The 22,466-nt window shown below is 68.2% G+C and carries 17 protein-coding genes and 1 tRNA gene; 5 read left to right on the top strand and 13 right to left on the bottom strand.

All coding sequences use genetic code 11. The features are described from left to right. Positions 1-63 precede the first annotated feature (63 nt). From ACV7NL_RS09645 to petA, 4 genes are all read right to left on the bottom strand, one after another. Entirely contained in the window at positions 64-939 is an 876-nt protein-coding gene (locus tag ACV7NL_RS09645; protein ID WP_056190000.1) for an S-methyl-5'-thioadenosine phosphorylase, read from the bottom strand. 171 nt (positions 940-1,110) lie between these two features. Further along, positions 1,111-2,007: a cytochrome c1 gene (locus ACV7NL_RS09640; protein WP_463355528.1), complete on the bottom strand. Its 897-nt coding sequence runs from the start codon at positions 2,005-2,007 to the stop codon at positions 1,111-1,113. Positions 2,008-2,029: 22 nt separating this feature from the next. Next, on the bottom strand, positions 2,030-3,316 hold the full coding sequence (locus tag ACV7NL_RS09635; protein ID WP_056189996.1) for a cytochrome b: 1,287 nt from the start codon (positions 3,314-3,316) through the stop codon (positions 2,030-2,032). Between the two features lie 33 nt (positions 3,317-3,349). After that, positions 3,350-3,859, bottom strand: a complete 510-nt coding sequence (gene petA, locus ACV7NL_RS09630) for a ubiquinol-cytochrome c reductase iron-sulfur subunit (RefSeq protein ID WP_244476788.1) — start codon at positions 3,857-3,859, stop codon at positions 3,350-3,352. Between the two features lie 621 nt (positions 3,860-4,480). Here petA and ACV7NL_RS09625 point away from each other — a divergent pair. Both ACV7NL_RS09625 and ACV7NL_RS09620 read left to right on the top strand, forming a co-directional pair. Further along, complete coding sequence (locus ACV7NL_RS09625; RefSeq protein ID WP_463355527.1) at positions 4,481-4,792, top strand: hypothetical protein; 312 nt, start codon at positions 4,481-4,483, stop codon at positions 4,790-4,792. Then, on the top strand, positions 4,789-7,800 hold the full coding sequence (locus ACV7NL_RS09620; RefSeq protein WP_463355526.1) for an ATP-binding protein: 3,012 nt from the start codon (positions 4,789-4,791) through the stop codon (positions 7,798-7,800). The genes ACV7NL_RS09625 and ACV7NL_RS09620 overlap by 4 nt, the downstream gene beginning before the upstream one ends. A gap of 143 nt (positions 7,801-7,943) precedes the next feature. Here ACV7NL_RS09620 and ACV7NL_RS09615 read toward each other — a convergent pair whose 3' ends face one another. The 5 genes from ACV7NL_RS09615 to ACV7NL_RS09595 all read right to left on the bottom strand — a co-directional run bounded on the left by ACV7NL_RS09615 (position 7,944) and on the right by ACV7NL_RS09595 (position 15,796). After that, positions 7,944-8,873, bottom strand: coding sequence for an amino acid ABC transporter substrate-binding protein (locus tag ACV7NL_RS09615; RefSeq protein ID WP_247635334.1), 930 nt, complete (start codon positions 8,871-8,873; stop codon positions 7,944-7,946). A gap of 337 nt (positions 8,874-9,210) precedes the next feature. Next, a complete protein-coding gene (locus tag ACV7NL_RS09610) occupies positions 9,211-10,872 on the bottom strand; it encodes a porin (protein ID WP_056189987.1) in 1,662 nt (553 codons plus the stop codon). A gap of 718 nt (positions 10,873-11,590) precedes the next feature. After that, positions 11,591-12,205 (bottom strand): bifunctional 4-hydroxy-2-oxoglutarate aldolase/2-dehydro-3-deoxy-phosphogluconate aldolase, encoded by a 615-nt coding sequence (gene eda, locus ACV7NL_RS09605; RefSeq protein WP_463355525.1) that lies wholly within the window; start codon positions 12,203-12,205, stop codon positions 11,591-11,593. A gap of 32 nt (positions 12,206-12,237) precedes the next feature. Continuing rightward, positions 12,238-14,061, bottom strand: coding sequence for a phosphogluconate dehydratase (gene edd / locus ACV7NL_RS09600; protein ID WP_463355524.1), 1,824 nt, complete (start codon positions 14,059-14,061; stop codon positions 12,238-12,240). A gap of 256 nt (positions 14,062-14,317) precedes the next feature. Then, positions 14,318-15,796 carry a SulP family inorganic anion transporter gene (locus ACV7NL_RS09595; RefSeq protein ID WP_463355523.1) on the bottom strand — a complete coding sequence of 493 codons (1,479 nt, stop codon included), beginning with the start codon at positions 15,794-15,796 and terminating at the stop codon, positions 14,318-14,320. A 359-nt stretch (positions 15,797-16,155) separates the two neighbouring features. Here ACV7NL_RS09595 and ACV7NL_RS09590 point away from each other — a divergent pair, with 359 nt between their 5' ends. Then, complete coding sequence (locus ACV7NL_RS09590; protein ID WP_463355522.1) at positions 16,156-17,541, top strand: GGDEF domain-containing protein; 1,386 nt, start codon at positions 16,156-16,158, stop codon at positions 17,539-17,541. A 28-nt stretch (positions 17,542-17,569) separates the two neighbouring features. Here the strand turns inward: ACV7NL_RS09590 and ACV7NL_RS09585 are convergent, their stop codons facing one another. Together ACV7NL_RS09585 and ACV7NL_RS09580 are read right to left on the bottom strand one after the other, a co-directional pair. Continuing rightward, positions 17,570-18,202 (bottom strand): L,D-transpeptidase, encoded by a 633-nt coding sequence (locus ACV7NL_RS09585; protein WP_463355521.1) that lies wholly within the window; start codon positions 18,200-18,202, stop codon positions 17,570-17,572. A gap of 86 nt (positions 18,203-18,288) precedes the next feature. Continuing rightward, a complete protein-coding gene (locus ACV7NL_RS09580; RefSeq protein ID WP_056189981.1) occupies positions 18,289-18,726 on the bottom strand; it encodes a globin family protein in 438 nt (145 codons plus the stop codon). A gap of 314 nt (positions 18,727-19,040) precedes the next feature. Between ACV7NL_RS09580 and ACV7NL_RS09575 the strand changes: the two genes are divergently transcribed. After that, positions 19,041-19,922 carry a DUF4336 domain-containing protein gene (locus ACV7NL_RS09575; protein WP_463355520.1) on the top strand — a complete coding sequence of 294 codons (882 nt, stop codon included), beginning with the start codon at positions 19,041-19,043 and terminating at the stop codon, positions 19,920-19,922. 206 nt (positions 19,923-20,128) lie between these two features. Then, positions 20,129-21,058 (top strand): hypothetical protein, encoded by a 930-nt coding sequence (locus tag ACV7NL_RS09570; RefSeq protein WP_463355519.1) that lies wholly within the window; start codon positions 20,129-20,131, stop codon positions 21,056-21,058. Between the two features lie 46 nt (positions 21,059-21,104). Here ACV7NL_RS09570 and ACV7NL_RS09565 read toward each other — a convergent pair. Together ACV7NL_RS09565 and ACV7NL_RS09560 are read right to left on the bottom strand one after the other, a co-directional pair. After that, positions 21,105-21,191, bottom strand: a tRNA-Leu gene (locus tag ACV7NL_RS09565). 65 nt (positions 21,192-21,256) lie between these two features. Further along, positions 21,257-22,447: an FAD-dependent monooxygenase gene (locus tag ACV7NL_RS09560; RefSeq protein WP_463357093.1), complete on the bottom strand. Its 1,191-nt coding sequence runs from the start codon at positions 22,445-22,447 to the stop codon at positions 21,257-21,259. Positions 22,448-22,466 lie beyond the last annotated feature (19 nt).

Raw genomic sequence — 22,466 nt, 5'->3', positions numbered from 1 at the left:
TAGTGCGAAGACCGGCCCCCGTGAAGGGCGCCCAATGCCGAATCCACCGGCGCGCCGATCACGTCAGGCGGAGAGGACTCGTCCGGCCACGGCATCGAGCTTGGCCAGTAGGGCCGGATCGCGCTGCGCCGGGGCGGTCATGATGGCGCCGTCGAGGGCCCGCTCGGTGCCCGCCGGACAGGCCACGCGCTCGGCCGGGAAGTCGCGGGCGAGACGGGCGACGAGCCGAGCGGCCTTGTCGGCATTGGCGCGCGCCACCGCCACCACGGCGGCCACGTCCACCGCCTCGTGGGTCGGGTGCCAGCAATCGAAGTCGGTCACCATGGCGATGGTCGCGTAGGTGATCTCGGCCTCGCGGGCGAGCTTGGCCTCCGGCATGTTGGTCATGCCGATGACGTCGTAGCCGAGGGCCTTGTAGGTGGTGGATTCCGCGTAGGTCGAGAATTGCGGCCCCTCCATGCAGACATAGGTCCCGCCGCGATGGACCGCGATGTCCTCGGCCTGCGCCGCCTCGGCGATGCGGCCCTGCAAGGCGGGACCGATCGGGTGGGCCAGGGAGACGTGGGCGACGCAGCCGTCGCCGAAGAAGGACGCGGCGCGGCCGTGGGTCCGGTCGACGAACTGGTCGACGAGGACGAAGAGGCCGGGATGCAGCTCCGCCTTGAACGAGCCGCAAGCCGACAGCGAGACGAGGTCCGTGACCCCAGCCCGCTTCAGGATGTCGATATTCGCCCGATAATTGATGCCGGAGGGCGAGAAGCGGTGGCCGCGCCCGTGGCGGGCGAGGAACACCACCTTGGTCTCGCCGATGCGGCCGATGCGCAGGGCGTCCGAGGGCTCGCCCCAGGGAGACTCGATCCGCTCCTCGCGGACATCCTCCAGGCCGGGCAGGTCATAGACCCCGGACCCGCCCATCACGCCGAGCACCGCTGCCGTCATCCCCATCTCCAAAAGTTCGCGCCGGTCGCCCCTCCTTGGGGCGCCGGCGCGGGTCGTGTCAACGAAGGGCCGGCGGGTCCATCCAGAGCGCCGGGACTTTGTCAGCGGGGCTTGGTCAGCGGGACTTTGTCAGCGGGGCTTGGTCAGCGAGACTTGATCAGCGAGACTTGCTCAGTAGGTCTTGTGCAGCTCGGGCTGGAGACCGTGGACCTCGCCGCCGACCTTCGCCCAGATCTTCTTCTTCACGTAGTAGAGCAGGCCGGAGAGCACGAGCAGGAACAGGATCACCCGCAGGCCGAGGGCCTTGCGCGCCATCATGTGGGGCTCGGCCGCCCAGGCCATGAACGCCGCGACGTCTTTCGAATACTGCTCGGTGGTCTCCGGCACCACCGGCTCACCCTTGTCGTTCTTGGCGTACGTCACCTGCCCGTCGCTGATCGGCTTCGGCATCGCGATCAGGTGACCGGCGTAATACTTGTTGTAGTAGGTCCCTGCCGGAATCTCCTTGCCGGCCGGCGGGTCCTCGTAGCCGTTCAGAAGCGCGTGGATGTAGTCCACGCCCTGCTCCGAGAAGCCGATGAACGGCATCGCGTCGAACACGAACCACGGGAAGCCGCGCTCGTAGGTCCGGGCCTTCGCCAGCACCGAGAAGTCGGGCGGGGCCTTGCCACCGTTGGCGGCGGCGGCCGCCTTCTCGTTCGGGAAGGGCGACGGGAAGGCGTCGGCGGCACGGGCGGGACGCTCGACGTCCTCACCCGCATCGTTCTGCTCCTTCACCTTGTACTGGGCGGCGAGTTCCTTGACCTGCCCGGTGGTGAAGCCGGGCCCCCCCTCCTCCGAGAGGTTGCGGAAGCGCACGAGGCTCATGCCGTGGCAGCTCGAGCAGACTTCCTTGTAGACCTGGAAACCGCGCTGAAGCTGGGCCTGGTCGAAACGCCCGAAGGTCCCGGCGAAGCTCCACGTTTCGCGGGGCGGGTTTGGTGGGCCATGCTCCTCCTCTGCCTGGACGGCAGAGATGCTCATGACGGCCGCGAGCAGGGACGCGGCGAGAAGGCGGGTTGTTTTCATGGTTCTTAAAAGTCCCCTGCCCTCAACCCTTGGACGATGGTGCGGCCGCCGCACCCACCGGCATGCCGGACCCGCTGATCTGCTTGCCGGGGCCGGTCACGGTCTCGAGGATCGAGCCCGGAAGAGCCTTCGGCGTCTCGAACAGGCCGACCAGCGGCATCACGAGCAGGAAGTGCAGGAAGTAATAGGCCGTGCAGATCCGGGCCGCGATGACGTAGCCACCCTCCGGCGGTTTCGCGCCGAGCCAACCGAGCACCACGCAGACCACCACGAACAGCCAGAAGAACTGGCGATAGATCGGGCGGTAGTTGCACGAACGCACCCGGGAGGTATCGAGCCACGGCGCCAGCGCCAGGATCAGCACTGCGCTGAACATCAGGATGACGCCGCCGAGCTTGTCCGGCACCGCGCGCAGGATCGCGTAGAACGGCAGGAAGTACCATTCCGGAACGATGTGGGCGGGGGTCACGGCTGGGTTGGCCGGCACGTAGTTGTCGGCGTGGCCGAGGTAGTTCGGCTGGTAGAAGATCCAGTAGGCGAAGAAGGCGAAGAACACGACCGAGGCGAACACGTCCTTGACGGTCGCGTAGGGCGTGAAGGGAACCGCATCCTTGCCGGTCTTAATCGGGATGCCGGCCGGGTTGTTCTGGCCCGTCACGTGCAGCGCCCAGACGTGCAGGATCACCACACCGGTGATCATGAACGGCAGCAGGTAGTGGAGCGAGAAGAAGCGGTTCAGGGTCGGGTTGCCGACCGAGTATCCACCCCAGAGCAGGCTCTGGATGGTGTCGCCCACCACCGGGATCGCCGCCAGGATGTTGGTGATGACGGTGGCGCCCCAGAAGCTCATCTGGCCCCACGGCAGGGTGTAGCCAAGGAAGGCGGTCGCCATCATCAGCAGGTAGATGATCACGCCGAGGATGTAGAGCACCTCGCGGGGGGCCTTGTACGAGCCGTAATACAACGCCCGGAAGATGTGGACGTAGACCGCCACGAAGAACATCGACGCGCCGTTGGCGTGCATGTAGCGCAGCAGCCAGCCGTAATTCACGTCGCGCATGATGTGCTCGACGGAGTTGAAGGCGTTGGCGGCGGAGGGATCGTAGTGCATCGCCAGCCAGACGCCGGTGACGATCTGCGACACCAGCATGGCGATCAGGATCGCGCCGAAGGTCCAGAAGTAGTTGAGGTTCCGCGGCACCGGGAAGGAGACGAAGGACGAATGCACCAGCCCGATCAGGGGCAGGCGCGATTCGAACCACTTCGCCAAGGCACTCTTGGGAACGTAGATATTGCCGTGTCCGCTCATGGGGCGACCCGCTCCAAATCCTGTTTCAGGGTGTCAGGCGACGGCCTTGCCGCCCTCTTCGCCGATCCGGATCTTGGAATCCGATTCGAAGATGTAGGGCGGGATCGGCAGGTTCGTCGGGGCGGGCCCCCGGCGCACCCGGCCTGACGTGTCGTAGAGGGAGCCGTGACAGGGGCAGGACCAGCCTTCGTACTGGCCCTGATGGCCGATCGGCACGCAGCCGAGATGGGTGCAATTGCCGTAGACCACGAGCCACTTGGCGTGGCCCTGCTTCACGCGGGCGGCGTCCGTCTGCGGATCGATGAGATCCGCCATCTTCACCTCGCCGGCTTCCTTGATCTCCTTCTCCGAGCGGTTGCGCACGAAGATGAGCTTGCCGCGCCAGAACACGTTGACGATCTGACCTTCCTGGATCGGCGCCAGATCGACTTCGAGCGGAGCACCGGCCGCGATGGTCTCGGCGTCCGGCGCCATCGAGGCGACGAAGGGCCAGGCGAGCGCGCCGGCGCCGACGGCCAGGGCCGCTCCCGTCGCGAGGAACATGAAGTCACGTCGCGTGCCGTCCGGCGCGCCGTGAGAGTTCTCGGGATCGGCTGCCGTGTTCGCCAAGTGTCACACTCCAAGCATGATTGCGCCGGATGAGCCTCATTCCGGGTGCGGAATCGGCCAGACGGGACCTTAGAGGCTTTCAAAGGAAAGTCAGCCCGGCGGGACGGAAGCACCATCCCACAGCATTGTGCAATGCGACCCCGCGTCACCCGAAGTCAAGGCGCGAACCCGTTCTGAATCGGCCGTTTCCGACCTTGGCGCAGCAGCGTTGCGGCAGTGCCGCGCGGGGGTCCTCCGAGCCATGCAGAAGGGCGAGTCTCGGGCGCGTTCGCTGGTCTTGCCATGCGCTCGGCGTGGAGGCGGATGCCGTCCGGACCATGAATAATATCGCAGGTCGGCCTGCTCCGTTCACGGCGCCATCGATGGCCGCTCCAGGGTCCGGCGACCGGTCCGGCCCGGATCGTGCTGGACACCCATGCGACGATGGCTGCCGGCCAGGGGTTGCGATCACCCTGCGTCGCATCCGCTTTTGCCGCCTGTGCGCAACCGCGCAGATGCGCTACCCGGAACCGCATAGCTTGACCGTCTCGTCAGGCCGCCGACGCCGAGAGACTCATGGACGTCACCGATCCGCCCTTCACCCCGGACGGGCTGCGAATTGCCGGCGGCGTCCTGCTGGTCGTCACCGCGGCGAGGCTTGGCGTCGGCACGGACGAGGCCGATTCGACCGGCGACGAGCGCGTGCCCCTGTGGCGGGCGGTTCACACCGCCCTCGTCGCTATCCCGGCGGCCCGGAAGGGCGGCACCGCCGAGGCGTGGATTGTCCACGCCACCCCCATCGGCGCCGCGATCGGGGCCTCCCTGGTGGCGACGGTACCGCCTCTCCCGTTGCGACGGCACCTGCTTCGGGAGCATCGGACGGCGTGAAGATCCGCCCGTCGGAATTCAGACCTAGCCTCGCCGGGGTCCCGCGCTGGATGGGAGTCCGGGCCGCGCACGGCACGCCGGTCATCCTGTTTGCCGCTCAACCCGCATCCGCCATCGAAACCGGATCCCTGCAGGCGTGGTCACCGGGCAGCTTCGGGATCGGCGTGGGACTGGCAGCCCTGGTCGGCGCGGGCACGCTCGGGCTCGTCCGCTGGCGGCGTCGACGGGCCGCACGCGCAGCGGGCCGCGACGCCGGTCTGCTGAACGCCGTGTTCGATGCCTCGGCCGATCCGCACCTCGTCTTCGCGGTCGCGCCGGATGGCGGTTTCCGTCTCGCCGCCTGGAATGCTGCGGCAGCGGCCGCCTTCGGGGGCGACGACGGCCGGATCGGTCGCGACGTCTCGGCGCTGCTGCCCGCATCCGAGGGTGCGGCGATGCGGCGGGATCTCGCCCAGGCGGTTGCGACCGGAACGACGGTGCGGAGTCAGACTCCGGCGGACGGATCATCGGCGACGCCCGCGACGGAAACCACCTGTGTGCCCCTGCGACGACCCGGCACCGGCCCGGTGGATCGCGTCCTCGTCACCCGACGTGACATCAGCCACCTCGCGCAGGCGCAGCCCGAAACCCTGGCTGCCAACCGCCGCCTCGTCCTGGCCGAGCAGGTCGCCCATATCGGCCACTGGCATCTTCACCTGGCCTCGCGCGTCCTGACGTGGTCCGACGAGGTCTTCCGCATCCACGGGCACGAGCCGCAGAGCTTCGTTCCCACCATCCCGGGCAGTATCGCCGCCTGCCACCCGGACGACCGTCGCGGCATGGTGCGGCGGATCGCCCGCGCATTGCGCCGGCACGAGGGGTTCGACATCGCCCTGCGGCTGGTCCGGCCGTCCGGCGAGGTGCGGGACGTTCTCGTGCGCGGCCTCTGCCTGCCCGAGCGGTCCGGCCGCGATCCCTCCGACGGCACCCAGCCGGAGGCGATTTTCGGCGTGTTTGCCGACATCGCCGAGTTGAAGCAGGCCGAGCGTGCCCTGGCCGAGAAATCCGCGCTGCTCGAAGCGACCCTCGAGAGCATGGATCAGGGGCTGCTGAGAATCGACGGGACCGGGCACATCCCCGTCATCAATCGCCGGGCCATGGAGATCCTGGCGATCTCGCCCGAGATCCTGGCGACCAAGCCGGACTATCGCATTCTCCGCCAGCATCTGCGCGAAACCGGCACCTGGGGTACCCTGATCCAGGACCCGAAGCACTGGCACCTCGACGAGAACCGGCGCACCACCGAACTGCGCTCCGAGCGCCGACGGGCCGACGGACGGGTGATCGAGACCCGCTCGCTGCCGATGCTGAACGGCGACGGGCACCTTCAGACTCTCACCGACATCACCCACCGCCGTCACTCCGACGAGCAGTTGCGGGAGAGCGAGGCGCGCTATCGCCTGCTCGCCGACTACACCGCCGACCTGATCGTCCTCGACGATGCCTCCGGGCGCCACCTCTACATCTCCCCGGCCGTGACGGGGATGCTCGGCTACGATGCCGTCGAGGCCAATCGCCTCGGCTTGCGCACCCTCGTGCATCACGAGGACATCGCCAATCTCTCGGCCACCCTGCACGCCCTCGGCCCCAAGCAGCCGACCGGGTCGGTCATCTATCGGATGCGCCACAAATCCGGGTCCGACATCTGGGTCGAAGCCGCCTTCCGGCGCATCGAGGAAGGGGGCGACGTTCAGATCATCCAGGCCATCCGCGACGTGTCGCAACGCCAGAGCCAGGAAGCCGACCTGCAGCGGGCCCGCGTCGCCGCCGAGGCCGGCGCCCGCGCGAAGGCGGAGTTCCTGGCCAATATGAGCCACGAACTGCGCACCCCGCTCGTCGGCATCCTCGGGGTCCACGATCTCCTGCGCGGGGACGCGCAGCTCACACCGGATCAGGCGCGTCTGGTCGGGCTGGCCCAGGAATCCGGCCGCTCCCTGCTCACCATCGTCAACGACATCCTCGATTTCTCGAAGATCGAGGCCGGCCAGCTCGTCATCGAATCCGTGCCGTTCAGCCTGCGGGCCCTGGTCGAGGCCTGCCGGGAGTTCAGCGCGGAGATCGCGCAGGTCCGCGATGTCCGGTTCGTCACGGAGATCGCCGACGACGTGCCGGACTGGCTGCTCGGCGACCCCACCCGGTTGCGGCAGGTCATCCTCAACCTGGCCACCAACGCGATCAAGTTCACGCCCGCGGGCTCGGTGACCCTCCGGGTCACCTGGGCACCGGCGCCCGACGATGCGCCGCGTCCGGGCGCGACCCTGCGGATCGCCCTGATCGACACCGGGATCGGGATCGCGCCGGAGACGCTGTCCCAACTCTTCGAGCGCTTCGCCCAGGCCGACGGCTCGACCTCGCGCCAGTACGGCGGAACCGGCCTCGGCCTGACCATCTGCCGACGGCTGGTGCACCTGATGGGTGGCGAGATCGGCGGCGAGAGCCGGCTCGGCGAGGGGTCGACCTTCTGGTTCTGGCTACCGCTGCACCGCGCGGCCGGCGCGGATGCCGCGGCGGCGCCGACCCCGACAACGCTGGCTCGGCGGGCCGGTCCGAGCTGGCGGGTGCTGCTGGCGGAGGACAACGCCATCAACCAGGAGATCATCGGCACGGTGCTGCGCCAGAAGGGGCATGTGGTCGACGTGGTCGACGACGGCGAGCAGGCGGTGACGGCGGCCTTCGACCGTCCCCGCGACCTCGTCCTCATGGACGTCCAGATGCCGGGACAGGACGGGCTGGCGGCGACGCAGGCGATCCGCCTCCGCGAGCGCCTGGAGGGCCGGCCGCGCACGCCGATCATCGCCCTGACCGCCAATGCCATGCCGGAGGAGATCGAGCGCTGCCGGATTGCCGGCATGGACGCCCACGTGGCCAAGCCGGTGGACTGGTCGGTGCTCTTCGCCACGATGGAACGGCTCGCGGGCTCTGCCGGAGGAGAGCACTCGGCCGCAGGGGGTGAGACGGCCGGGCGATGAGATTCGCCGCGGGGGTTCGCGTCTTTCGTTTGTCTTGTGGGGATCATCGGATTTCGACGGATCCCTGACAGACGCCAGGACGCGAAACGCCCCGCCCTGAGGAAGGGCGAGGCGTCGGTGGATGGTCGTCCGGATGGTTCGGTTCAGTAGGCGGCCGGGTCCGGGCTGTCGCTCGGCGAGGCGAAGGCCTTGATCATGGCCTCGCTCATCGGGAGGTTCAGGTTGATGCCGCGCGGCGGGATCGGCTTGGTGAACCACTTGTCGTAGAGCGCCCGGCCCTCGGCGCTCTTGTAGAGCTTGGCGGTCGCCTCGTCGGCCACGGCCTTGAACGGAGCGTCGTCCTTGCGCAGCATGATGCCGTAGGGCTCGGGCTTCGAGATCGCCTCGCTGGAGATCGCGTAGGCACCGGGGTCCTTCGAGCTGGCGGCGAGGGAGGCCAGCAGCACGTCATCCATCACGAAGGCGGCGGCCCGGCCGGTCTCGACCATCAGGAAGGCTTCGGCATGGTCCTTGGCCGGCAGGATGGTCAGGCCGAGGTTGCGCGCCGTGTTGACCTCGTTGATCTGCCGAATGTTGGTGGTGCCCGAAGTCGAGACCACGGTCTTGCCCTTCAGATCTTCGATCTTGTCGAGCTTGGCCGACTTCTTGGCGACGAAGCGGGTCGCGGTCAGGAAGTGCGTGTTGGTGAAGGCGGCCTGCTTCTGACGGTCGGGATTGTTGGTCGTCGACCCGCATTCGAGATCGATGGTGCCGTTGGCGATCAGCGGGATGCGGGTGGCGGAGGTGACGGGGTTCAGCTTCACCTCGAGATTGGGCATCTTGAGGTTGGTCTTCACCGCCTCGGCGATCTTCTGACAGATCTCAAGGGCGTAACCGACCGGCTTCTGATCGCCGTCGAGATACGAGAACGGCACGGACGCGTCCCGGTAGCCGATCGTGATCGAATTGGTTTCCTTGATCTTCTTCAGGGTCCCGGTGAGGTCTTGCGCCTGGGCGCTCCCTCCCGCGAGCACCGACAGCGCGAAGCTGAGGGCGACGGCAGGCAGGGTGGATCTCTGGTGGCACGAACGCATCTGCAGGCTGACTCCGGAGGGTCGATCGCCGCACCGGCGATCACTGAGGCTTACATGAGCAACGTAGCAGGGGCCTTTGCCGCCGCAATCGTTGTTTTCGCGCTGTCCAAGACGGAAACGCTTCCCGCCCTGGCAAGGGGCGTGCCGCGAAGCGTCGACAGAGCGTCTAAAGCCTCAGACATGGCGTCCCGAGCCTCAGACTGTCCTGCCGCCACGCTCCCGTCGGGCGATGCTGCGCACATGCAAAAAGGCCCGACTTTGCTGCCGGGCCAGTTCGCCTGTCTCGAAGATGGAGGGTCCGGGCTCAGCGGGAGCCCGGACCGGACCGTTCCGTCGCTTAGAAGTCGCGCTGGACGCGGGCGCGCAGCTGGAAGGTGTCGTCTGCGGTGACGGTCCGGACACTGCCGTTGGCAATGTTGGCGGCCGTGACGGCGCCGTTGGAACGGGTCATGTCGACGACGCGACCGTTCTGGACACCAACCTTGGTGTAGAAGCCTTCGAGACCGATATCGAGATCCTTGACGGGCGACCAGATGATGCTGGCGCCGGCGACGATCTGATAGTTGTCACGCAGCACGGGGCTGACATTGAAGGACACCTGGCCGGGAACACCCGTGAACTGACCGGTCGAGCCGGTCGACTGGAACACGGCGGCATTGGCGGCGCGGGCGCCACGAGCGAAGTTCAGCTCGCCGTAGCTGGCGAACACGGCCGAGCGCCACTCGGGGGCCCAGTAGTGCAGGAACGAACCGACAACCGTGAAGCTGGTCGACAGCTCGATCTTGCCCGTGAAGGGGTTGAGCGTGGCATCGGACATGTAGGGGTCGAACGCAGCGCCGTTGATGGTGCTGGCGCGCGACGCGTAAGTGCCGTTGTACGAGGAGTAGCCGGTGTAGAGCGTCGCGCCCTCGCCGTAGGCGCCCTGGAGGTACAGGGTATCGCCGGGTGCGATGAAGGGCATGTTGATCTTGGCGCCGGCCTGAACGGCCCAGCCGTACTCGCTGGCGGGACGCTGGAGCGTGCCGGCCAGACCGGCGAAGCCGGTACCGGCGAGGTTCGGAGCAAGCGCGGTTCCGTTCGGGCCGAGAGCGGCGCCCGAGATGAAGTTGCCGGTGTTCAGCTCCTTGACGGCGGCGGAGATCTGCGCCGAGCCCCAGGCGGCATCGTACCGAAGGACACCGACGAAGTCAGGCATGCGGTTACGCTGCGCGACATCGACGTTGGAGAACCCGTTACCCGTGAAGATCGGCGACGGCGCACCGGTGTTGGCGACGTTGATGCCAACCTGCGAGCCAGCGGGGGTGAACGTGGTGTTGGCACCGAACACCTGCGAATAGATGGTGTTGCGGCGGAAGGACGGATCTTCCAGCGAGATCGTGGCCGAGAGGCCGCTGCCGCCGAGCTTGCTGGTGTAGGCGAGCAGGTTGGTGGACTGCAGGTCCGAGTTGGCGGTGGCACCGGCGAACTCGAAGTCGTGGGCGTAGAAGTCGAAGAACGACGACGCGCGACCGGCGGTGAGGCCGGCGAACTGAATGAACGCCTTGTCGGTGTTCACGAACTGCTGAACGCGGCCGTTCTGGTCCTGACCGGTGGCGCCGAAGGCGTTGCCGATGCGCTCCTGGGTGCCCGAGCGAAGGCCGCCGGTGGCACCGGTCCGCGAGGCGAACTGGAGGCGCACGAAGGCGCGCAGGGTGCCGTAGGCGGTCTGCGTGCGGGCATCGACGTTGATGCGGGCGAGGCCGATATAGCCGGTGGTGTCACCGTTCGAGCCGGAGCGGCTGTCGGTCGGCTGGTAGCCGACGTCGAGGCGGGCGCGGCCCGAGAGACGGATGCAGGTGTCGGTGCCGGGGATGTAGAAGAAGCCTGCACCGTAGGCGGAGCAGACGCGGACGTATTCGATTGGGGCAGCCTTCTTGACCGGAAGGTCGGCTGCCTGTGCTCCAGCGACCGCGGCAAATCCTGCAGCGGAGGCGAGAAGCGAGCTCTTCAAGAGCTTCATTGAATTCTCCAAAAGCTTCGAGACCCGAGGAAAGCGTACTACGCCCGAGATCTTCGAGGATCTCGATGTCGCGTCGCCCTTTGTTCTTGAATGACCAGGCGTTACCGCCGGAAATTGTTGATTGCCCCGGAGTTGCCCCCAACGCCCAATCACTGTGTGCGAGCGCCTTCTTTGCGGCAACTCGGAATCGTGATCGCGGCGGCGGTTCCGGCCTGCTGTTGCGGGCTTGCAACGTTGAACAGGTGGCTAAGTGACTGTTCTGAGGGCAGCTTTTTCGAAGCGGTGCCTGTTTTCCGCGCCGGTCGGGTGGTCCGGGATGAGCTGCAAGTCTCAGGAAATACGGAATAATCTGTGATTTATGACACTTCTGAGAAGGCCGCAGACAATCCGGCTCCATCCCGATTGCTCAGCGAATGGTCTCAAACCGACGCTTTGTCCGCTGGCATACCAAAATGATCTCAAGCAGATCTTTGGGATGTGGATGACCGGCTCAGGACGGGAAACGAGCCGCGCGGCACGATTCGCGAAGCTCCGCTTGCGGGTCCCAGGGATGAGAATCAGATACCCTTCGTGACGGATCACAAGAGACCGGCCGGGATCGACACAGCAGGCATCCGTGACTCGCCGATCCTCTCGGCCGTCGGACGCGAAACCGACCTGTCCGTTGGCCGATTCCTCCACGGCCAGCGGCTGCGGGTCTCGGAGAGATCGACGGGATCTAGCACCTGAGGCGGCTGGCCGCCTCGGCCGAGCGGCGGATCACCTCCGGCTCCGGCACGCCCGGGGGAACAACCCAGCTGCCACCGACGCAGAGCACCGGCGAGAGGGCGAGCCAATCCGGCGCCGTGGTCTCGGAGATGCCGCCGGTCGGGCAGAACCGGACCTGCCCGAAGGGGCCTGCCAGAGCCTTGAGCGCCTTGATGCCGCCGGAAGCCTCCGCCGGGAAGAACTTGAAACGATCGAGGCCGTGATCGAGGCCGCGCATGATGTCGGCCGCATTGGCGACCCCCGGCAGGTAGGGCACGCCGCGAGCGAGCGCGGCCCGGGTCAGCGGATCGGTGAGGCCGGGGCTGACGATGAACTGCGCGCCCGCCTCGAGCGCCGCGTCGAGGTCGCGGGCATTCAGGACGGTCCCGGCGCCGACCACGGCGCCCTCCACCCGCGCCATGGCCCGGATGACGTCGAGGGCGGCGGGCGTCCGCAGCGTGACCTCCAGGGCGGTGAGACCACCCGCCACCAGGGCGCGGGCGATGGGCTCGGCCTGGGCGACATCCTCCACCACCAGCACCGGAATGACGGGGACGGAGCGCATCAGGGTGTCGATGGTGGTCATGGACGGCATCCTTGGCTGGGCGGAGGCGAGTGTCAGAGGCCGGCGGCGGCGAGCATGGCGGAGGCGCCCTGCTCGGCCCCGTCGGCGCCGTGGCGCAGGAAGGCGAAGAGCTCGCGACCGGTGCCGAAGGCCGGCGGGGGCGGCACGGCGTCGGTCCGGCCCGCCCATTCGGCCGGGTCGACCAGGGCTTCGAGGGTCCCGGCCTCCGCGCTCAGGCGCACGATGTCGCCATCGCGCAGCTTGGCCAGGGGGCCGCCGCCGAGTGCTTCCGGACTCAGATGGATCGCCGCCGGCACCTTGCCGGAGGCGCCCGACATGCGTCCATCAGTGACGAGGGCGACGCGGAAGCCGCGATCCTGCAGCACGCCGAGCTGAGGCGTGAGCTTGTGCAGTTCGGGCATGCCGTTGGCGCGCGGTCCCTGGAAGCGCACCACCACCACCACGTCCCGTTCGAGTTCCCCGGCCTTGAACGCCGCCATGACGTCGTCCTGGTCGTCGAAGACGCGGGCCGGCGCCTCGACGGTCCAGCGCGACGGATCGACGGCGCTGGTCTTGAAGGTGGCGCGGCCGAGATTGCCCTTGACGAGGCGCATGCCGCCATCCGGCTGGAAGGCCTCCGCCGGGCTGCGCAGGATGGTCTCGTCATGCGAGCGCTCCGGCGCGTCCTCGTAGACGAGCTGGTCGTCGATCAGCTTGGGGTCGCGGGCATGGTCGCGCAGGCGGCTCCCGGCCACGGTCAGGATGTCGTCGTGCAGGAGCCCGGCATCGATCAGGCTGGCGATGACGTAGGACATGCCGCCGGCTGCGTGGAAATGGTTCACGTCGCCCGAACCGTTGGGATAGACCTTCGCGACCTGGGGCACGACCGCCGAGAGCCGGTCGAAATCGGCCCAGTCGAGGACGATGCCGGCCGCCCGCGCGATGGCCGGCAGGTGGATGGCGTGGTTGGTCGATCCGCCGGTCGCCAGCAGCCCGACGACCGCGTTGACGATGGCCTTCTCGTCGATGCAGTGGCCGAGAGGCCGGTAATCGTTGCCGTTGGCCCCGATCTCGGCGAGGCGATGGACCGCCGCCCGCGTCACGGCCTGGCGCAGCTTCGTGCCCGGGTTGATGAAGGATGCGCCGGGCATGTGGACACCCATGACGTCCATCATCATCTGGTTCGAGTTGGCCGTGCCGTAGAACGTACAGGTGCCGGCCCCGTGATAGGAGGCGGATTCGCTCTCCAGCAGCTCGTCGCGCCCGACCTTGCCCTCGGCATAGAGCTGGCGGATGCGCTGCTTCTCCTTGTTGGCGAGCCCCGAGGGCATCGGCCCGGCCGGGATCAGGATCATCGGCAGGTGGCCGAAGCGGAGCGCGCCAATCAGCAGCCCCGGCACGATCTTGTCGCAGATGCCCAGCAGCGACGCCCCGTCGAACATGCCGTGGCTGAGAGCCACCGCCGTGGACAGCGCGATGGTGTCCCGCGAGAACAGCGACAGCTCCATGCCGCGCTGCCCTTGCGTGACGCCGTCGCACATGGCCGGAACGCCGCCGGCCACCTGGGCCGTGGCGCCGACCTCGCGGGCGAACAGCTTCATCTGCTCGGGGTAGCGGCCATAGGGCTGATGCGCCGACAGCATGTCGTTGTAGGCGGTGACGATGGCGAGGTTCATCGCACGCCCGGACTTGATCACCGTCTTGTCCTCGCCGGACGCGGCGAAGCCGTGGGCGAGGTTGCCGCAATTCAGCATGGGCCGGTGGACGCCGGATTCGCGCTCGCGCGCGATCAGGTCGAGATAGGCCTTTCGCGAGGGGGCCGAGCGCTCGATGATGCGCGCCGTGACGGCGGCGATTTCCGGGTGAAGCGCGCTCATGACCTCTGTCTCCTCGCGTCCGGGCGGATCCCGACGCAGCTTGCCTCAGCCGCGGCAGGTTGCGCCAGCATGACCGTAGCGCGCCAGCGCGACGGTCATGCGATTGTTGTGTCTGATGTCAGCCCGGTCTCGGGTCGGTCAATGGCGCCGGGATGCGACCCGCACCCGACCCGCGCCAGCCCGACCCGCTGCAGGTTGCGGGCCAGCCCCCGCTTCCCGGCCGTCGCCCGCCCCGGCGGCCTCCGAACGAGGCCCCTCAATGACTACCCGCGGCCAGGGCCGCGCCCGGCCTGTGATGGGTTCCCAGGCGTTCGACCATCGTGGCGGTGGCGGCGTTCATGCCGACGATCTCCACCGGGATGTCGTGATGGCGGAACTTGAGGACCACGCGGTCGAGGGCATTGACGCCGGTGATGTCCCAGAAATGGGCCTCCGACAGGTCGATCACGATCCCGGTCAGCTCGACCTCGCGGAAATCGAAAGCGGCGTGAAAGGCTTCCGCCGTGGCGAAGAAGATCTGCCCGGTGACCCGGTAGGTCCGCACCGTCCCGGTCCGATCGGAGGTGACGGCGAAGAACCGGGTCACCTTGTGGGCGAAGAACAGCCCGCTGAGAACCACGCCGAACAGGACGCCCTTGGCGAGATCGTGCGTCGCTACCACCACCGCGACCGTACCGAGCATAACGAAGCTCGAACTCTTCGGATGAGTCAGCAGGGTCCGCAGGGACCCCCACTGGAAGGTGTTGATCGACACCATGATCATCACCGCCACCAGGGCAGCCATCGGGATCTGTGCCACGTAGGGGCCGAGCACCACGATGAGGAAGAGCAGGAAGGCGCCGGCCCAGAGCGTCGAGAGGCGACCGCGGCCGCCGGACGAGACGTTGATCACCGATTGCCCGATCATGGCGCAGCCCGCCATGCCGCCGAACAGGCCGGCCCCGACATTGGCGAGGCCCTGTCCGGCGCATTCGCGGTTCTTGTTCGAACCGGTGTCGGTCATCTCGTCGAGGATGGCCGCCGTCATCAGGCTCTCCAGCAGGCCGACCATGGTCAGCGTGAGCGCGTAGGGCAGGATGATGCGCAGGGTCTCGAGGGTGAAGGGCACCTGCGGCAGCGCGAAGAACGGCAATTCGGTGGGCAGCGCCCCCATGTCACCGACCTTGTGGATCGGCAGCCCCATGGCCATCGAAACGGCGGTGAGGAGCAGGATGGCGATGAGCGGAGACGGCACCGCCTTCGTGAGGTAGGGCAATCCGTAGATCAGCCCGAGGCCGACCGCCGTTATCAGGTAGACGGTATTTCCCTGTCCGATCAGTTCCGGCATCTGCGCCAGGAAGATTAGGATCGCCAGCGCGTTGACGAAGCCGGTGACGACCGAGCGCGAAACGAAGCGCATCAGGTTGCCGAGACGCAGGGCACCCGCCGCCATCTGCAACAGGCCGGTCAGGATGGTGGCGGCGAAGAGGTAGCCGAGGCCGTGATCCTTCACCAGGGTGACCATCACCAGCGCCATGGCGCCGGTGGCGGCGGAGATCATCGCCGGCCGCCCGCCCGCGAAGGCGGTGATGACCGCGATGCAGAACGAGGCGTAGAGCCCGACCTTGGGGTCGACCCCCGCGATGAGCGAGAAGGCGATGGCTTCGGGGATCAGCGCGAGGGCGACCACGGTGCCGGCCAGCAATTCGCGCGTGATATCGGGAGCCCATTGGCTCCGCAGGTTCGTCAGGGACATGTTATGAAACGATCCAGGCGTTCCCGCACGACCGGCGTGACGGGAAGTCGAATGGGACGTCACCTGCGCATTGCGGCAGCAAGCGACGGAGATGCGGGTGATGTTCGTGGGAGAGCGACGGCTACGGCGGCGTTGGCCGTGCGTACAATCTGGCTCGATCCTTCAGCATTCGGTCAGCCTTATCAGGATCGCACATGAATGCAACGCGGGCGCATCTGCGGCCGATGGAACGCGCCCCGATCTCGCCACGACACCACGCCGGACATTTCTGAGCGGGAGATCGTCAGGACCGGTGGGATTTTTACAGGTCTCTCCCGAGTCATGGCCTATAGTCCCGGCACAGAAGCTGGCAGATCTCCATGGACACCGTAAATCCAAGTCTGAACGGGCCAAATCTGATCGAGCCAAGCCTGAACGGGCCAAGTCTGATCGAGCCAAGTCTGGTCGGGCCAAGCCTGATCGAAGGAGCCCGTCGCAGGCCCTGGTACCGTCTTCGCCTGCCGGGAGACCTCGAACGCCAGTTCGACGCCACGATCCGGTGGTCGTCGGGCACCTATATCCAGTCCTGGCTCCTGATCTTCATCGTCTTCAACGTCATTTCCCTGAAGATGGACTACGACCTGTTCGGTTCCGAACGGTTCTTCATTCCGGCCTTCCTGACGCTGGCCGTGTTCATCCCCCTCTGCACGCTGGCGATCCTGGCCCTGGGCGGCATCACGACGGCCCGGCGTCAGGCCGCTCTCGTGACGAGCGTGGCGTTGCTCGACATGGCCATCGTGCTGAACAGCGCCCGGATCGCCCCGCCGGCCCACGCGGACACTTATCTGGTCATCGCGGTGATCGTGCCCATGGTGGTCGGTATGATCGCACCGCTGTCCTTCCGGCACAGCCTTGTGCTGTCCGGCAGCGCCCTGGCCCTCTACGCGACCTACGTGATCGGGATCGCACTTCCGCGGAGCGAGGCCACCGGCCTGCCCCTACTGATCGCCAGCCTCATCCTGGTCCCGTTGAAGCTTGCCTATTCGCGCGAATGGACCCGTAAGGAATCCTTCCTGCTCACCCTGGAGAAGGCGGCCCGCGAGGTGGACCTGGCCGAGGCGAATGCGCGCCTGACCATCCTGTCCGAAACGGATGCGCTCACCGGGCTGCCCAACCGCCGCAGTGCGACGCTGCGGCTGCAGGCCGGCTGGCAGGAGGCCTGCGCCCGCGGAGAATGGGCAACCCTGGCCCTCATCGATATCGACGCCTTCAAGCGTCTCAACGACACCTCCGGACACCTCGAGGGCGACCGCTGCCTGCGCTGCGTGGCCGAGGCTCTGGCCGACTCAGCCGGGGCCTATGGGGCGCAGGTCGCGCGCTACGGCGGCGAAGAGTTCATCGCCTTCCTGCCCGGCAACGATCCCGGCCAGGCCGCGACCATCGCCGAGAGCCTGCGCGCGGCGGTCTTGCGCCTCGCCTATCCGCATCCGGGACTGCCGGGCGGCACCTGCGTCACGGTCAGCGTCGGCGTCGCGACGGCCCATGGTCATCTCGGAAGGCTGGCGACCGGGGCCGACGATCTCCTGCGATCCGCCGACGATGCCCTTTACCGGGCCAAGCGCGCGGGGCGGAACCGGGTCGAGACCGTCATCCTGTCTCTCGCCGCACCGGTCCAAGACGCGTCAGTACACGACGCGTCCGTACAGGATGCGTCAAACCACGACGTGCCAAATCACGACACGCAGCGGGCGAATGCATGGCGATGAGGCGCGTCGCGAACGCGGCCCTGACGGATCAATCGAGGCCGTCGCCGACACCGTAGGGACCACCGTCGAAGCCCGGATCGCCGACATCGTAGGCGGACGGTCGGCGCGGGACCGCGCGAACGGCCACGACCGGTCGCTCGACCCGACCGGAGGGCTCGCGTCCCATCTGCATCCCCGCCGACATGATGCCGTCGTCGTCCTGGCGGCGGCGGCGGGAGGCCATGATCGCGCTGCCTTCGATGACCACCCGCGTCCGGGCCATGCCCTCGGCCTTCACGAGGTTGAACAGGGTCGCGGCATTCTTCGGCGCGAGTCGGACGCAGCCATGGGAGGCCGCGCTGCCCAACCGGCGGGTCTGGTTGGTGCCGTGGATGGCGTGTCCCTGCCCGGTGAAGAAGATCGCATTGGGCATCGGCGCGTCGTCGAACTCGCGGGAGAAATGGGTTCGCTCCATCCGGAACGGCCGGTGGGCTCCGCTCGGAGTGTCGTAGCTGTCGGCGCCGGTCGAGACGGGCCACGTGTAGCGGGTCTGACCGTCGACCGCGACAATCATGCGCTGCGCGTCCTTGTCGACCGAGATCAGAACCTCGGCGGCGGCGGGACAGGCCAGGATCAGGGCGGCGGCGAGGCCGGAGAGAACGGGCGACAGGCGGCGGCGCATCGGGGCCCTTTGCACACGGGAGACCATCACGCAGACGCGTGTCCGGCCGGTTGGTTCCAGAGCCCCCGAGAGGCCGCGAGGCCGGATCAGGCTGCGCTGGGGGCGGCGGGGGGCCGGACCTCGGCCGCCGCGGCCTTCATGACGCTCGCGACCAAGCCGTAGGTCTCGACCCAAGCCTCGCGCACCTCCGGGGTGAAATCCGGCCCCAAGCCCTGCTCCAGGGTCCAGAGGAGGGCCGCACCGACGGGTTCGTAATGGGCGGCCTGGGTTCCGAAGGACACGTGCTGGCGGCCGAGGGTCTGGAGGGCCGGCACCACGGTCTCCGGCTTGTGGAGATTGGTCACCGCCAGGCCCAGCATCGCCATCAGCTTCTTCTTCTGTTCCCGCATGTCATCGGGAAACATCGGGCGAACCTGAGGAGCGATCTCGAACAGCCGGCCATAGAACAGATCCGCCGCCGTGTCGGCGATGGGCCGGACCTTGGCGAAACTGTCCTGAACGAGAATCACCTGATCCGGGGTCATGCGGGCTCCTCAGGGAAAGACGGTCGCGCGAAGACGATGCGACATGGCCCCGTTTACTGGTCAGCGGCAAGGTCGCTCAAGCCTGAACCCCGGCCACGCCGGCGAACGACGAGACAGATCGGTGAATTCCGTCACGCCCGGAGCACCGGACGGAACCGATGCGTGCATCGGGACCGGCCCTGTCGCGGTCCGGTGGTGAGGGACGGGCATTCGCGAGACGGCCCGAAAACCGCCCCCGCGATTCGGCGCAGGGACCCCGGGGTTGCGGCTTCGCGTTCTCCCAGGCGACCACATCCGCGAGGGAGTTCGAGCGCTTGGCCCACGAGTATCATGACACCCGAGAGATCCAGGATGCTCAGGACATCAGCTATCCGCCCCTGAACATTCCGAAGCCGGTCACCGATGGTGTCTGGATCGTCGATGCGGCGCCGATCCATGCGGGCGGCCTGCCGCTGCCGATCCGCATGACGGTGCTGCGGCTGGCCGGCGGCGAGCTGCTTCTGCATTCGCCGGTCCCGTACCGCCCGGAGCTTCAGCGCGCCCTGGAGCGGCTGGGACGCATCGGCCACCTGCTGGCGCCGAGCGTGGGGCACTGGATGTTCCTGCGGGACTGGCAGGGCGCCTGCCCCAACGCGATCACCTGGGCGGTGCCGGGACTCGAGGATCGGGGACAGGTGCGCCGCTCGGGTGTCCGGATCGATGCGGAGCTGACGGACCGGTCGCCGCGGGTCTGGTCCGAGGAGATCGACCAAGTGCTGATCACCGGGCCGGTGTTCCGGGAAATCTGCCTGTTCCATCGGCCGAGCCGGACGCTGCTTCTCACCGATCTCGTCATCAACCTGGAGGGCGACCTCCTGCCGGTGATCATGCGCCCGGTCGCGCGCCTCCTCGGGATCGTCGCACCGGACGGCAAGGCGCCGCTCTACCTCCGCCTCCTGTTGCGCACCAATCACCAGGCCGTCCTGAATGCGGCGCAGCGCTTGGTGGCCTTCCACCCGGACAGGGTCATCTTCGCGCACGGGCAATGGTTCGACCGGGACGCGCCGGCGGAACTGCGGCGCTCCCTCGCATGGATTCTCGGGCCGGGAATCGACCGGGACCAACGCCGCCAACCGGGAGCCTCGCCGCTGGTGATCGGCGCGGCCGTGTTGGGTGTCGCGGCGGCGCTCGCCTATCTCTGGCGGAAGCGACGCTAAGCGCGGCATCCCGAGCCGCGCCCTGCTCCGCCCCCCGACGCAGCCGGCTCGGTCGAGTCAGGTCCGGTCATCGACCCTCCGGCTGATCCATCCTGCCGGCCTCGGGGGGGCCGATCGCGCACGGTTCGGCAGCGCCGGACAGCATTGACTTAATCACACCGCTCATCCTAACTCATATAGCACTGGCTATAATATGAGGGGTGACCATGCAGGGTTGGGAGGTTCCGAAGGCGCGCTCGGCATTCGCCGCGCTATGGGCGGCCGTTTCGCTGGCCGGCGGACAGGCGCTTCTTCCATCCGGCGCCCAGGCCCAGGCCCTTCCGACGGCCGCGGAAAACCTCACCCCCGGCGACCTCGACAGCGAGCACCTGTTCGGCTTCACCGAGGGCAGCGACCTCGGCGTCCCCGGCGAGGCGGAGCTGGAATGGGAAACCTCCGGGCGTCTGGGCAAGCGTCTCGGGCGGTTCGTTGCCATCGACAGCGGATTGGCGCTGAAGGTGCCCCTGACGAGCAATGTCCGGCTCGCCCCCGGCATCACCTTCAATGCCTACGAGATCGACGTGCCGGGACATCCGGCGCGGCTGAGCGGCGGCCCGGCGGGCGCCTTCCTGGAAACCCGCCTGCGCCTCCTCGACCGCCGGACCGGCCCGTTCGGGCTCACCCTCAACATCGTCCCCAGCTATAGCGCCGTCGACAGCGGGTCCGGAGCGAGGGCCCGCAGCGTCGGCACCGAAATCGGGTTGCTGGCGGATTACGAATTGATCCCGGGCCGGCTCGTCGCCGCCCTCAACGCCACCGTCGCCTTCGCGTCGACGCGGCTCGGCGCGGGCGACGACCTCGCGCTCGCCTCGGGCACCGAATGGGCAGGCGCCCTCGCCTACCAGGTTCGCCCCGGCCTGTTCGTCGGCGGAGAAGCGCGATACGCGCGCACCTATGACGGGCTGACCCTCGGTCGCCTCGCCGGCCAAGCCGTCTATCTCGGGCCGACCCTCTACACGACGCTCTCCCCCCATGCCTGGGCCTCCGTCACCTGGAGTTTCCAGGTGGCCGGAACCGCCGTCACCGAGCCCGGCCCCCTCGACCTGACAAACTTCGACCGCCACCAGATGCGACTCAGGGTCGGCTACAGCTTTTGAGATTTTCGACGCGTTTGTCGTCGCGGCCGTTCGGACGATGATGGGTTGGTGCGGACGGCGGGACTCGAACCCGCACAGCCTTTCAGCCGCAAGATTTTAAGTCTCGTGCGTCTACCGGTTTCGCCACGTCCGCATACCCGGATCAGCGGTAGCGGGGCCGCATCCGGAGATCAAGACGTCCCGTCCGGACGGGCCGGATCAGGGCGTCCAGCCGTAGAGCCAGGCGTAGCGGCGGTTCATGCCTTCGGGGCCGAGGCGGCGCATCACGGCGTTGCGGATCGGCGCCACCAGGGCGCCGGCATGGTAGGTGCGGCCGTTGGCGCGGGCGGCGCGGCGGACCCGGCGGACCCGGGCCGTGCGCAGGCGGCTGTAGCGCGCCAGCGCCGCGCCGGGATCGAGCGGGCCTTCGCGGGGGTCGAGGACCCTGGCCAGGGTCGCCGCATCCTCGATCGCCAGCGCCGCGCCCTGGGCCAAGAACGGCAGGATCGGGTGGGCGGCATCGCCCAGGAGGGCGAGGCGGCCGCGGGCCATCGGCCGCGACGTGTCGCGGTCCTCGAGGGACCAGACCAGCCAGGAATCCGGCACCGCCAGGAGGGCCGCGAGCGGCGCCGCCGCGTCGCGAAACCGGGCGCGCAGCACGGCGGGCTCGCCGAGCTGTCCCCAGCCCTGGCTGCCGGTCCGCTCCGGGATGACCGCCACCACGTTGACGTGCTGGCCGCCCCGGATCGGGTAATGCACCACGTGCCGCGCCGGCCCGAGCCACAAACCCGTCGACTCCCCGTCGAGCTCGGACGGGAAGGCCTCGCGCGGCACGATCGCCCGCCACGCCGCCGCGCGGCTGGAGCGCAGGCGGTGGCCGTCGAGATGCCCGCGCAGGCGGGACCGGACCCCGTCGGCGCCGATGACGAGATCGGCCGGGAAGGTTTCGCTGCGCGACCCGCTCGCGCTCTCCAGGGTGAGGTCGATGCCGTCCGGCCGTTCGGCGAGGGCGGTGACGTCGCGTCCGACCAGGAGGCGGATGTTGGGGCGCCCGCGCACAGCGTCGAGGAGCAGGGTCTGCAGGTCGGCCCGGTGGATCACATAGTAGGGCGCGCCGAACTGCTCGCGCAGGCTGGCGCCCAAGGCGACGCCGCCGATGACGTGGCCGGAGGCCAGCGCCCGCACCACGACCCCTGGGGGCTCGCTCGCCGCCCGGCGCAGGGCCGGCCCGAGCCCGAGCCCGATCAGCACCCGGCTGGCGTTCGGCGAAATCTGAATGCCGGCGCCGACCTCGCTGAAGCCGGTCCGGCGCTCGATCAGGGTCACGGCGTGGCCGGCGGCGTCGAGGGTCAGCGCCGCCGTGAGGCCGCCGATCCCCGCCCCCACGATGGCGATGCTTAATGCTGGCACGAAGTCGCCCGGCACGGAG

The organism is Methylobacterium sp. Ger2507 (assembly GCF_055231875.1).
The sequence above is the reverse complement of the archived record's forward strand: the minus strand, read 5'-3'. Positions and strand labels throughout refer to the sequence as shown.